Genomic DNA, 12,887 nt, shown 5'->3' with positions numbered 1-12,887 from the left:
GCTTTGTGGCCCGGCTGCATAGCGAGATGTCGCCTGCCGTCACGGACCGGCGGGACGAGAGTGAAGGTCCGTGAGTTGAGTATGGGGTGGAGACACATGCGCACGCTGATCGAAAATTTGAACTTCGCCTTCACGGTCGACAAGAACGACACGGTGCTGCGTAATGCCAGCGTGGTCGTCGAAAACGACCGCATCGCCGATATCGGCCAGGCGAATGAGGTGGCGGCACGCCACAAGGGCAAAAGCTTCGACAAGCTGATCGACGGCACGATGCTGGGTATCTGCCCGGGCTTCGTCGACAGCCACGTGCATCTGTCCGAGACGCTGTCGCGCGCGGTCTTCCCCGACAATCTCAACACCCGCGCCTGGGTGTTCCACTGGGCCAAGCCATTCTATGCCCACATCACCGAGGAGGATGAGTATTGGGGCGCGCTGCTCGGCATCACCGAGATGCTGCGCTGCGGCACCACATGCTTCCTCGACATGGGCTCGCAATATGATCCCGGCATCGTCATCCGGGCGATGGACAAGACCGGCATCCGCGGCATCACCGGCCGCCACGCCGCCGACAACCGCCCGGCCGAGCTGCCGCGCGGCTGGACCGAGGAGATGGCAGAGCATCACTTCTTCCCCGATGCCCAGTCGGCGCTGAAGGTGCTGGAAGAAAACGTGCTGCGCTACAACAACACGCTCGACGGCCGCGCCCGCTGCTGGGTCAACATCGAGGGCAAGGAACCCTGCAGCCTCGAACTGCATGTCGGCGCGGTGGCGCTGGCCGAAAAGCTCGGCGTCGGCACGACCTATCACCTGGCGACCTCGATCGAGGAGGCCAAGGTCTGCGAAAGCAAATATGGCTGCTGGCCGATCACCCGCGTCGACAATGCCGGCGGCATCCGCAAGAACCTGGTCATCGCCCATGGCGCTGCCGTGTCGGACGAGGAGGTCAAGCTGTTGGCCGAACGCGGCGCCAGCGTTGCCTTCTGCCCGTGCTCGTCGTTCAAGCTCGGCAAGGGCGCGACGTCGATAGGCAAGTATCCCGAGATGGTCAGGGCCGGCGTCAAGGTCGGTCTCGGCACCGACGGTGTCTCGGCTGCCGGCAACATGAATCTGATGCGGCAGATGCTCGTCGTCGCCGGCATGTTCAAGGATGCACGGCTCAAGCCTGACGTCTTCACTGCGCGCGATGCGCTGCGTGCCGCCACCATCGAAGGCGCGCGCGCGCTGATGTGGGACGACGAGATCGGCTCGCTGGAGATCGGCAAGAAGGCCGACTTCATCCTGTTCGACCTCGACCATGTCGAGTGGACGCCGTTCTACGATCCGCTGCAGGCGCTGGTGTTCTCGGCCTCGACGGCCTCGATCACCCAGACCTGGGTCGACGGCAAGGCGGTCTATCTGGACGGCAAGGTGCAGGGCGTCGACGAGCCATCGATCCGCCGCAAGGCACGCGAACTGGCGGCTGCTGCGGTGGTGCGCGCCGGCCTGCACGAGCACGGCGTCGAAACGACCACGACGCTTTACGACGAAGGCAACTGACGCCTTGGCCGTTCCGCGACTACCGTTGCGGAACGGCCTGGTGCCAGCTAAGAAGAATTGCGTTCAACAGGCTGCATTGGGAGAGATCGGCCGCTGCTAGACAACACCGGCCGACGCCGACGGAGCAACCCCCCAGGAAACTCTCAGGCAAAAGTGACCATGCAGTTGAACGATCTGGAGAGAGGCGCTTCGAGCGTCCACCGAAGGGGAAAGCCGCAGCGGCCGGGCTGTCGCGGTTAAGCTCTCAGGTACAGCGACAGATTGGGGAAGAACCGCGGGTTTCGGCCCGCACCCAACTTTGTTCGCGGAGAGTGAAATGCCCCATATTGCCGTTATCGGCGCCGGTATCACCGGCGTTACCACTGCCTATGCGCTTCTGGAGCGCGGCTATTCCGTCACCGTCATCGACCGCCAGCGTTATGCCGGCATGGAGACGTCGTTCGCCAATGGCGGCCAGCTTTCGGCCAGCAATGCCGAAGTCTGGAACCACTGGTCGACCTTGCTCAAGGGCATCAAGTGGATGCTGCGCAGCGATGCGCCGCTGTTGATGAATCCCAGGCCGACCTGGCATAAATATGCCTGGCTCGCCGAGTTCGTCTCCAACATCGCGAATTATCGTGACAACACCGTGGAGACGACGCGGCTGGCGATCGCCGCGCGCAAGCATCTGTTTGCGATTGCCGAGCGCGAAAACATCGATTTCGACCATGTCCAGCGCGGCATCCTGCACTTCTATTGGGATAGACCGAGTTTCCAGCATGCCCTGAAGGTCAACTCGATGCTGGTCGAAGGCGGTCTTGACCGTCGCCCGGTGACGGCACAGGAAGTGAAGTCGATCGAGCCGACCTTGCATGGCGATTTCCACGGCGGCTTCTACACGCCGTCGGATTCGACCGGCGATATCCATAAGTTCACCTTTGGCCTCGCCAACGCTTGCGAGCGGCGTGGGGCGCGTTTCGTCTTCGACGCCAATGTCGACCGCATCGCCCGGGACGGCGTGTTCTGCATCGGCTACACGACTGATGGTGCTGACGGCCAGCCCGACTACAGGGTCGTTGAGGCCGATGGCATCGTCGTCTGCGCCGGTTCCGCCAGCCGCCATTTTGCAGCGATGCTCGGCGACCGGGTCAATGTCTATCCGGTCAAGGGCTATTCCATCACCGTGCATCTCGACGACGAGCGCAGCCAGGCTGCCGCGCCCTGGGTCAGCCTGCTCGACGACCGCGCCAAGATCGTCACCAGCCGTCTTGGCGCCGGGCGCTTCCGGGTTGCCGGCACGGCCGAGTTCAATGGCATGAATCGCGACATTCGCGATGACCGCGTCAGGCCGCTGGTCGACTGGACGCGCATGCTGTTCCCCGATGTCGACACCAACAGGGTCGTGCCTTGGGCTGGCCTCCGGCCGATGATGCCCAACATGATGCCGAGGGTCGGCAAGGGCCGCCAGCCCGGCGTGTTCTACAACACCGGCCACGGCCATCTCGGTTGGACGCTGTCAGCCGCCACCGCCCAGATGGTCGCGGAGACCATTTCAGGCGAGTTCCGCACCGACGCTGCGATTGCAGCCTGACCCGGGAGTTATGACGATGAACATGATGAACCGGATTGACGACAGCATCTACGTTCACGGCCTCTCGATTGCGCGCGATCTTCACGACTTTGTTGTTGCGGAGGCTTTGCCGGGGACTGGTGTCGAGGTCGATGCGTTCTGGGCGGGGTTTGCTGATATCGTGCATGATCTTGGCCCGAAGAACCGGGCGCTTTTGGAAAAGCGCGACGACTTCCAGCTCAAGCTCGATGCCTGGTACCGCAAGCATGGCGCGCCGCACGACATGGCCGCCTACAAGGCGTTTTTGTCCGAGATCGGTTATCTCGTGGCGGAAGGCCCGGCCTTTGCCGTCACCACCGACAATGTCGATGCCGAGATCGCCACCGTCGCCGGGCCGCAGCTGGTGGTGCCGGTGATGAATGCGCGTTACGCGCTCAACGCCGCCAATGCGCGCTGGGGTTCGCTCTATGATGCGCTTTACGGCACCGACGCGATCTCCGATGCCGATGGTGCCGAAAAGACCAAGGGCTATAATCCCAAGCGTGGCCAAAAGGTCATCGCCTGGGCCAAGGCGTTCCTCGATCAGTCGGCACCTTTGGCCTCTGGTAGCTGGAGCGATGTCAGCGGGCTTGCGGTTGTTGATGGCAAGCTGGTGCTTGCCGCTGCTTCCGGTGCAGTTTCGCTGGGCGACGCAAGACAATTCGCCGGCTATCGCGGTGAGGCCAAGAATCCCGACGCCGTGCTGCTGTCCAAGAACGGCCTGCATGTCGAAGTGGTGGTCAACAGGGAAAGTGCGATCGGCAAGACCGATCCGGCCGGCATCTCCGACATGGTGCTGGAGTCGGCCCTGACCACCATCCAGGACTGCGAGGATTCGGTTGCCGCGGTCGATGCCGAAGACAAGGTCGTGGTCTACCGCAACTGGCTCGGCCTGATGCGCGGCGACCTGTCCGAGACCTTCGACAAGGGCGGCAAGCCGGTCACCCGCAAGCTCAACGCCGATCGTTCCTACACCGCTCCCGATGGCGGCGTGGTCAAGCTGCCCGGCCGCTCTTTGATGCTGGTGCGCAATGTCGGCCACCTGATGACCAATCCAGCGATCATCGACCGCGACGGCAACCAGGTGCCCGAAGGCATCATGGATGCGGCGATCACCGCCTTGATTGCGCTGCACGACGTCGGCACCAATGGCCGTCGCATGAACTCCCGCGCGGGCTCGATGTATGTCGTCAAGCCGAAGATGCATGGCCCCGAGGAAGTGGCCTTTGCCGTCGAGATCTTCGACCGTGTCGAGCGCCTGGTCGGCATGCCCAGGAAGACCATCAAGATGGGCATCATGGACGAGGAGCGGCGCACCACGATCAACCTCAAGGAGTGCATCCGTGCTGCCAAGGAACGTGTGGTGTTCATCAACACCGGCTTCCTCGACCGCACCGGCGACGAGATCCACAGCTCGATGGAAGCCGGCCCGATGGTGCGCAAGGGCGACATGAAGCAGGCGCCGTGGATCAATGCCTATGAAGCCTGGAATGTCGACACCGGGCTGGAATGTGGTCTGTCGGGCCATGCCCAGATCGGCAAGGGCATGTGGGCGATGCCCGATCTGATGGCAGCGATGCTGGAACAGAAGATCGCCCACCCCAAGGCCGGCGCCAACACCGCCTGGGTGCCGTCGCCGACGGCAGCCACCCTTCATGCCACCCACTACCACAAGGTCGACGTGCACGCCGTCCAGGCCGAGCTGAAGTCTCGTCCCAAGGCGCGGCTCGACGACATCCTGTCGGTGCCGGTCGTTGTCCGTCCCAACTGGACGCCTGACGAGGTTCAGCGCGAGCTCGACAACAACGCGCAAGGCATCCTCGGCTATGTCGTGCGCTGGATCGACCAGGGCGTCGGCTGCTCGAAGGTTCCCGACATCAACGACGTCGGGCTGATGGAAGACCGCGCCACCTTGCGCATTTCCTCCCAGCACATCGCCAACTGGCTGCGCCACGATGTCTGCTCGCATATCCAGGTGATGGATTCGCTGCAGCGCATGGCAGCGATCGTCGACCGACAGAATGTCGGTGATCCGCTCTACAGACCGATGGCACCCGAGTTCGACCAGTCGACCGCCTTCCGTGCCGCCTGCGACCTCGTCTTCGAAGGCCGCGCCCAGCCCAATGGCTACACCGAACCGGTCCTCCACAAGCGCAGGCTCGAGTTGAAGGCGAAGATGAGCAAACGCGCCGGCTGATCGCGGAGATTTGTGCCCGTGTGATTGCCCCTCACCCTTACCCCGTGAATGACTGGGAGAGGGGGGCGTCCGCGTTTGGCTCGTCGTCTTTGCCCTAGGGGAGAGTGTCTCGGGCCCTTCCTCGTTCCTCACAAAAGGAGGCGCAACGGCGGAGCTGTGTCCTTCTCCCCGTTCTTCACGGGAAGGCGGCACTGAGCAGGCAATAAGAAGGATACCCCCACCTTAACAGCCATCGTTTCGAAAGCTGGTCGCCGAGCCTTCGTACTCCAGCGGCGGCGACCAACCAGACATGACCACCCAAGGAGACCAAAATGACCGAACTGACACTCACCGCCGCCAACATCATCATCACGGCAGCCCTCGCCAAGGGCACCGACGCGAAGATGAAGCCGCTGACGGTTGCCGTGCTCGACGCCGGTGGCCATCTCAAGGCGTTCCAGAAGCAGGATGGCGCCTCGATGCTGCGTTACGAGATCGCCTCAGGCAAGGCTTATGGCGCGCTTGCTGTCGGCATGGGGTCGCGCTGGCTCGACCAGACCGCCAAGGAGCGCCCGCACTTCATGGAAGGGCTCAACGCCGTCTCCGGCGGCAGGATCGTCCCGGTGCCAGGCGGCGTACTGGTCCGCGACGCATCCGGCAAGCTGCTCGGCGCTGTCGGCATATCAGGCGACACATCAGACAATGACGAACTCGCAGCCCTCGCCGGGATCGAAGCGGCAGGGCTGAAGCATCAGGCTGCCTGAACGGCGGAAGCGCATTCTTCCGCTTGACAATTTCCAGTGTGATCATAAAGTGTGATCAAACTGATTGATGACAATCAATTGGCGCGAGGGGCGGGGAGGAGTACCCGTTTCGAGCATGAGGTCGTGCGGCCAGCATAGTCGTACTTCGACCCCCGGAGGAGAGAATGAAAGTTGCAGTATTAGGAGCCGGCGCGGGCGGTGCAGCCTCGGTCGCCGAATTGGTCCAAGCCGGGCACGACGTCCATTTCTGGGCGCGGTCGGCCGAGACATTGGAGCCGCATGTCAAGCTCGGCGGCGTCGCTTACGAAGGCAAGCTTGGTGAGGGCGTGGCGAAGCCCGCGCTGATCACCACCGATCTCAAGGCGGCGATTTCAGGCGTCGATGTCGCTGTCGTGGTTTTGCCGACCTTCTCGCATTCGGCGATCGCGAGTGCCCTGGCCACTGCCGGCTGGTCGTCTAGCCGGCCCGTCGTGCTCAATCCCGGCCACACCGGCGGCGCGCTGGAGTTTGCCGAGACTTTTTCGCGCACTGGCCGCGCGGCACCCCCGGTCGTCGAGTTCTCGACGCTGACCTATGTCGCGCGCAAGTATCGTCCCGATGGTGTCACCGTTTCCGGCCGCGCCAAGCAACTCAAGGCCGCCGCACTGAAGGGGGGCTCCGAAGTGCTGGAGATCGCAGGAAAACTCTACCCGGGCCTGACGCCGGTGGCTGACGTGATCGCTTCCGACCTCTCCAACGTCAATATGGTCCTGCATCCGCCGGCGGCTGTCCTGGCCGCCGCCTGGGTCGAGGCGACTGGCGGCAACTTCACCTTCTACGTCGATGCCATGACCCCTGGTGTTGCCCGTGTCATGAAGCAGCTCGACGACGAGCGGCTGGCAGTCGCCAAGGCCTTCGGGCATGATCTGCCTAACCTCGTCGAAGAGATGAAGCTGCTCGGCACGGTCGAGGCCGATGTCACCGACACCAGCGATTTCCGTGCGGCGATTGCCGGTGGCGAAGCCAACAAGCGCATCAAGGGTCCAGACTCGCTCGAGTACCGCTACTACAAGGAAGACTTCGGCCACGGCCTGCTGCCTTTCCTCGAATTCGCGAAGATCGCAGGCATCGACACGCCTGTGGCGCATTCGCTCTACAGCCTGGCGCAAATTGCCGTCGGCACCGACTATCGCAAGGGCGGCCGCACCGCCGAGGCGATGGGCATCGGCGGCATGTCCAGGGATCAGGTCATTCAGAAGGTAAGGGCGAAATGAGCTGGAACAACACAGTCATCGCCGTCGTCGCTGGCGACGCCCGCGAACAGGAGATTGCCCGCTGCGCCGTCCGCGCTGGCGCCACCGTCCGTGCTTATGGTTTTCCCTGGCCGGACGGCGGCATCGACGGCGTCTATCACGCCAGCGATGCCGCCGATGCGCTGAAAGGTGCTGATATCGCGCTGTTCCCGATCCCCGGCATCACCGCCGAAGGGGCTTTGTTTGCGCCGAAATGCCCGGACAAGATCATCCCGACGCGCCAGATGCTGGAGGGCATGCGCAAGCCCGGTCACATCATTCTCGGCTGGGCCGATGCCAATCTCAAGGGCCACTGTGCGGAACTCGGCATCACGTTGCACGAGTATGAATGGGACGTCGACCTGATGCTGCTGCGCGGCCCGGCGATCGTCGAGGGCGTGCTCAAGGTGATCATCGAAAACACTGAGATTACCATCCACAAATCCAACATCTGTCTTGTCGGGCAGGGTACCATCGGCTCGCTTTTGACCAACACGCTGGTGGCGCTCGGCGCTCATGTCCATATCGCCGCGCGCAACCCGGTTCAGCGCGCTGCCGCCTATGCGGCGGGTGCGGAATCGCTGACGCTCGAACAATTGCCTGATTACCTGCCGAAGATGGACATCATCATCGGCAGCGTGCCGAAGCGGCTGCTCGAACGCGACCAGCTCAAGCTGCTGCCCAAGCATGCGCTGCTGGTCGATGTCGCGGCGCCGCCCGGCACCATCGACAGGGAGGCCGCGGCCGAACTTGGGCTGAAGACCGTCTGGGCGCGCGGCATGGGCGCACGCGCACCGATTACCGTCGGACGCAGCCAGTGGAGCGGCATCGTCAGACGCATTGAAGGCATACTGGAGCAGAAATGATGAAAGCGGATCTGGTCATCAAGAACGCACGGGTGGTTCGCCACGACGGCGAATTCCACGGCGGCGTCGCAGTCAAGGACGGCAAGATCGTCCTGACCGGATCGGACGAGTCGCTGCCCGATGCGACCCGCACCATCGATGCCGAAGGCCGGGTGCTGATGCCGGGCCTGATCGATCCGCACTGCCATCTCGGCGTGAAATTTCCCTTCGCCGAGGACATGCGCACCGAAACGGCAGCTGCCGCTTCGGGTGGTGTGACCACCGCGCTGCTCTACATCCGCAACCTCAAGGAATCCTACTTGCCGTTCTACGAGGAGCGGAAGGCGCTGGGCGAGGAGAACTCGGTCATCGACTTCGGCTTCCACTTCGGCATCCAGCGCGAAGAGCACATCGCCGAGATCCCCGAGATCATCGCCAAGACCGGCGTGAAGTCGTTCAAGTGCTATTTCGGCTATGAGCCCGACAATCCGATCGGCATCGTGCCGGCGACCGACGGCTGGGTTTATGCGGCTATGCGCATCCTCGCCAAGGTTCCCGGCGGCGTCATCAATGTGCATTGCGAAAACACCCAGATCGCCTCGTGGATCAAGAAGGAAATCGCCGCCACCGGCCGCCAGGATCTCGGCGCATACACGGAATCGCGCCCCGCCTTCTGCGAGGTCGAAACCATCCGGCGCATGATCTTCCTGGCCGAGAAGACCGGCTGCTCGCTGCATCTGGTCCACACCTCGGTCGGCATGGGCCCGGTGCTTGCCGCCGAAGCGCAGGCGCGCGGCGTTCATGTCACCGTCGAGACCTGCCCGCACTACCTGACGCGCACCTGCTATGACGAAGATCTCGACATGCGTGCCAAGATCTCGCCGCCGCTGCGCGACCGCAACGAGCTCGAAGGCCTGTGGGCCGGCATGCTCAACGGCTCGGTCTACAGCCTCGGCACCGACCATGTGCCGTTCCTGCCCAAGAAGCTCGAGGATCTGTGGACCGAATTCCCCGGCGTCGTCAGCTTCCCGTGGGAACTGTCGCTGATGCTGCATTTCGGTGTCCACCAGCGCGGCATGCCGCTCAGCCGCCTGGTCGAGCTCAACTCGTTCAATCCGGCGCGGCGCTTCGGCCTGTGGCCGCGCAAGGGCCACATCGATGTCGGCTTTGACGCCGACCTCGTGCTGGTCGACCTCGATGAAGAACGTACGGTCACCCACACCGGCAAGGGCACCTGCATCTATGAAGGCTGGAAGCTCAGGGGATGGCCGGTGATGACGATCGCGCGCGGTGACGTGGTCTACGAAAACGGCGTCGTCGCCGACACCAGCTACGGCCGCGGCCGCTGCGTGACGCTGCCGTCATGACCCAAGGGGGTTCAGACCATCTCGACCTGGCCGGCCGCATTTCGCTGACACCGGTGCGTCTGCCGGTGCGCGAGGCGGTTGCCAGGATCGTCGCCCGCAAGGCGACGATCCGCCAGGAAAGGCTGTCGGGGATCCATAATCCATGGGGCCATTGCATCGGCCTGACCGATCCGTGGAGCTTCCTCGACCTGTGCGAGAGTGATCTTGTCATCGACGCCGCGCGAAGCGTCATCGGACCCGACATCGTCTTGTGGGACAGCGAGCTGTTCGCCGAAGCGGGTAGCTACACGGCGTTTCTGAAGGCCGTGGGAGAAGGCCGCTACTGGCCGGTGACGCCGCTCGCAGGTGCTGTCGTTCTGGTGGCATTCGGTAGCGGCGAGCCGTCGGTGAGGGCCGTCGGGCTGGAGAGCCTTGGACCCGACGCGCTCGCTGGCTTCGATGCGGCCGAGCCGCTCTATGTCGTCAGGCTGATGCCAGCGACGAGCCGTTTCGAGCGCGACGCTGACCATCCGGCCAACCGCGCCTGCATGGAAGAGCAGGTGCTGGTCAATTATGCGAACCGCCCGCTGTGGCTGCTTTCGGGCGCCGACCGGGCAAACAACGATCTGGTTTCGGGTTTCGCGCCCGCCGTGCCCGTCTGGGCCTCCGGCGCCATGCCCAGCGAAAGAGAGGAGAAATAATATGCCATTCGTCGTCGTCGAGATGTGGGAGGGGCGCACTGTCGAGCAGAAGCGCAACCTCGTGAAGGCCATCACCAAGGCCATGGTCGAAGAGGCTGCCTGCAAGCCCGATCACCTGCACGTGGTGATCCATGAGACGCCCAAGGACAGCTGGGGCCGTGGCGGCGTGCTCGGCATCGACATGGTGGAGCACAAGTGATGGGTCTGGACGTTCTCGACTACCGCAAGTCGGCCCTGCTGGTCATCGACCTGCAGAACGCCTTCATTCACGAGAAGGGCACGCTCGGTGTTTCGGGCGTCGACACCAAGCGCCTGTCGGCGATCGTGCCGCCGCTGGCCAAGCTGATCAAGCGTTGCCAGGATACGGGCATCCCGGTCATCTGGACGATGCAGGAACACTTCGCGATCGACCACAACCGCGCCAAGAAGAAGCTGCTCGGCCACACCGCCCGCCGCAAGCAGGTGTCGGCGCTGGCCGGCAGCTGGGACGAACAGATCGTCGACGAGCTGAAGCCGCTGGCCGACTTCGATCCGGCCTTCGTCATCCGCAAGCATCGCTTCGGCGCCTTCTACGAGACGCGTCTCGAAATGATGCTGAAGATGCTTGGCACCCAGCATCTGTTTGTCACCGGCGCCACCACCAATGCCTGCGTCGAGACCTCGATCCGCGAAGCCTATCTGCGCGACCTCGACGTGGTTGCCGTCGATGATTGCGTGTCGGGCGTCAACGCTGAGTGGGAAGCAACCGCCAAGCAGGTGTGGAAGCAGTATTTCTGCGAGATCGCCCACTCGTCCGAGGTGCTCGACTGGATCGGCGAGCAGGTCAAGCCGCGGGTCACCAACTACGGCCACCAGCTGATCATGGTCAACGACATCGACACGTCGGTTGCCTTCTACACCAACCAGCTCGGCTTCACGATCCGTCCGGCCAAGCCGCTGGCCGACGGTCGTCCGTTCACCGCCTTCCACCAGGGCATCGCACTGATCCATGGCAAGGCGGCTGATCATCGCCAGCTCGACCACATCGCATTTGAAGTCAATGATGTCCGCGCCATGGATGCCAGGCTGAAGAAGGCCGGCGTGAAGTACTTCACCGACCTGCATGACGGACCCTATGGCTTGACGATCTACATCGCCGACCCCGACGGCACCAAGGTCGAGCTCTATCAGGTCGGCGCCACCGCCTGATCCGCTGGGTGATATCGATGCGAAAAGGCCGCCATTTCCGGCGGCCTTTTGATTTGTGGCTCGCTCGACTTGGCTTCAGCTCAATCGGAGGCCATGCCTTCAAGCCCGTCGAGCTCGGCATAGGCGGGCAGCGACGTCATGATGGGCGCACCGTTGCGAACGACGATGCGAGTGCTTTCGGCGCGCGACAGCACTTCCGACCAGGACCGGCCTTCGAACAGCATGAAGTCGGCGACCTGGCCCTCGGCGAAGCTGCCTCTGCCATCGAGCCCCATGATCGCGGCCGGGGTCGTGGTCACAGCCCTGATCCAGTCGCCGGCGGGGTGGTCGAGATGCAGGACGCGGGTGCCGAGCCGGTAGGTGTCCAGCATGTCGAGATCGCCATAGGAATGGAACGGGTCGCGCGTGTTGTCTGAGGCAAGCGCCACCGGGATGCCACGCTTTTTCATCTCGTGCAGCAGGGTCACGCCGCGCCACTTCGGCGTTGTGCCGTTCTGGCGGCGGTCCTGAAGATAGAGATTGCAGGTCGGCAGCGACACGACGGCAACGCCAGCCGCAGCGACCCTGTCGAGCGTGGCGTCGACATCGGCCTCTTCCTGCATGGCCAGCGAACAGCAATGGCCGACCAGAACCTGGCCGGCAAAGGACGACCGCAGTGAGGCCTCGGCGATGCGACGCAGTCCGTCCGCTGCGGGATCCGCGGTCTCGTCGGCATGAAAGTCGAGGTTCAGGCCATGTTGCGCGGCTTTCCGGAACACCCGGTCGAGCAACTGGTCGATGTCGGGAGCGGGATAGGCGACCGCCCCGAACGTGCCGCCGGCGTTGACGACATGCTGCGTGATGCTGTCGAGAAATGCATCGTCGCGAGCCATGTCGATGGGAAACAGGCTCGATGCCTGCAAATCGATGCGGCCGCGCCAGTGTTGTTTGAGCTCCATGAAGGCAGGCCAGGAAATGTCGCCCTGCGGTGGTTGTGAGTCGATATGCGTGCGCATGGCCGCCGTGCCGTAGTGGAAAGCCGAACGGAGCGCGAAGTCCATGCGCCTGGTGACATCGCTGGCCGACCAGTTGGCCACGCGATCGGCGCGCGTGGCCGCCAACGCCCCGTCGAACGTGCCGTTGGCTGCCGGCGTTCGCGGCAGGATATGACCCTTGTCGAGATGGGTGTGGCAGTCGACGAAGGTGGGCAGCGCAACCCGGCCGCCGGCATCGATGGAAATCGCGTTGTTGTCGCTGGTTTCGATGGAACGGCTGCGCGCAGCAGTTGTTGCCAGTATCCTGCCGTGCTCTACTGTCACGTCAGCAAGAAAGTACCCTGCGACATCCATGGCACCTGTTCTTGTCACTGCACTGTCGAGACGCACGTTGCGCAAAATGTACCGGCCCAGCCTGGCGCCTTTGGCGATCTGGTCGCGCAGGGCAGGCTGGTCGAAGGCAGGTGCGTTCATGGACGGGTCTCCTGATGGGCGGGT

At 63.4% G+C, this 12,887-nt stretch carries 11 protein-coding genes and 1 riboswitch; of the genes, 10 read left to right on the top strand and 1 reads right to left on the bottom strand.

What is annotated here, in order from left to right:
• The first annotated feature begins 96 nt into the window (after positions 1-96).
• The 10 genes from ACHMW7_RS01420 (at position 97) to ACHMW7_RS01375 (ending at position 11,415) form a co-directional block, all read left to right on the top strand.
• Positions 97-1,536 (top strand): amidohydrolase family protein, encoded by a 1,440-nt coding sequence (locus tag ACHMW7_RS01420; RefSeq protein ID WP_395446662.1) that lies wholly within the window; start codon positions 97-99, stop codon positions 1,534-1,536.
• Positions 1,537-1,700: 164 nt separating this feature from the next.
• Positions 1,701-1,806, top strand: a riboswitch (glycine riboswitch).
• Between the two features lie 46 nt (positions 1,807-1,852).
• The gene (locus ACHMW7_RS01415; protein ID WP_395446661.1) at positions 1,853-3,106 is read left to right on the top strand and encodes a D-amino acid dehydrogenase; all 1,254 of its coding nucleotides are present in this window, start codon (positions 1,853-1,855) and stop codon (positions 3,104-3,106) included.
• A 10-nt stretch (positions 3,107-3,116) separates the two neighbouring features.
• Entirely contained in the window at positions 3,117-5,321 is a 2,205-nt protein-coding gene (locus tag ACHMW7_RS01410; RefSeq protein ID WP_395446660.1) for a malate synthase G, read from the top strand.
• Positions 5,322-5,632: 311 nt separating this feature from the next.
• Positions 5,633-6,064 (top strand): heme-binding protein, encoded by a 432-nt coding sequence (locus ACHMW7_RS01405; protein WP_395446659.1) that lies wholly within the window; start codon positions 5,633-5,635, stop codon positions 6,062-6,064.
• 164 nt (positions 6,065-6,228) lie between these two features.
• Positions 6,229-7,317, top strand: coding sequence for an NAD/NADP octopine/nopaline dehydrogenase family protein (locus ACHMW7_RS01400; RefSeq protein WP_395446658.1), 1,089 nt, complete (start codon positions 6,229-6,231; stop codon positions 7,315-7,317).
• Entirely contained in the window at positions 7,314-8,201 is an 888-nt protein-coding gene (locus ACHMW7_RS01395) for a dipicolinate synthase subunit DpsA (RefSeq protein ID WP_395446657.1), read from the top strand. The genes ACHMW7_RS01400 and ACHMW7_RS01395 overlap by 4 nt, the downstream gene beginning before the upstream one ends.
• On the top strand, positions 8,198-9,547 hold the full coding sequence (locus ACHMW7_RS01390) for a dihydroorotase family protein (RefSeq protein ID WP_395446656.1): 1,350 nt from the start codon (positions 8,198-8,200) through the stop codon (positions 9,545-9,547). The genes ACHMW7_RS01395 and ACHMW7_RS01390 overlap by 4 nt, the downstream gene beginning before the upstream one ends.
• Positions 9,544-10,227 carry a resolvase gene (locus ACHMW7_RS01385; protein WP_395446655.1) on the top strand — a complete coding sequence of 228 codons (684 nt, stop codon included), beginning with the start codon at positions 9,544-9,546 and terminating at the stop codon, positions 10,225-10,227. Before ACHMW7_RS01390 ends, ACHMW7_RS01385 begins: the two co-directional genes overlap by 4 nt.
• A 1-nt stretch (position 10,228) precedes the next feature.
• A complete protein-coding gene (locus ACHMW7_RS01380) occupies positions 10,229-10,426 on the top strand; it encodes a 2-hydroxymuconate tautomerase (RefSeq protein ID WP_018431063.1) in 198 nt (65 codons plus the stop codon).
• The gene (locus tag ACHMW7_RS01375; RefSeq protein ID WP_395446654.1) at positions 10,426-11,415 is read left to right on the top strand and encodes an isochorismatase family protein; all 990 of its coding nucleotides are present in this window, start codon (positions 10,426-10,428) and stop codon (positions 11,413-11,415) included. The genes ACHMW7_RS01380 and ACHMW7_RS01375 overlap by 1 nt, the downstream gene beginning before the upstream one ends.
• Before the next feature lie 80 nt (positions 11,416-11,495).
• On the opposite strand, the gene ACHMW7_RS01370 is transcribed toward ACHMW7_RS01375, so the two are convergent.
• A complete protein-coding gene (locus tag ACHMW7_RS01370; RefSeq protein WP_395446653.1) occupies positions 11,496-12,863 on the bottom strand; it encodes a cytosine deaminase in 1,368 nt (455 codons plus the stop codon).
• Positions 12,864-12,887 lie beyond the last annotated feature (24 nt).

This window comes from Aminobacter sp. UC22_36 (genome assembly GCF_044056035.1).
Lineage (GTDB): Bacteria > Pseudomonadota > Alphaproteobacteria > Rhizobiales > Rhizobiaceae > Aminobacter.
This window is presented reverse-complemented; position numbering and strand designations above follow the sequence as displayed.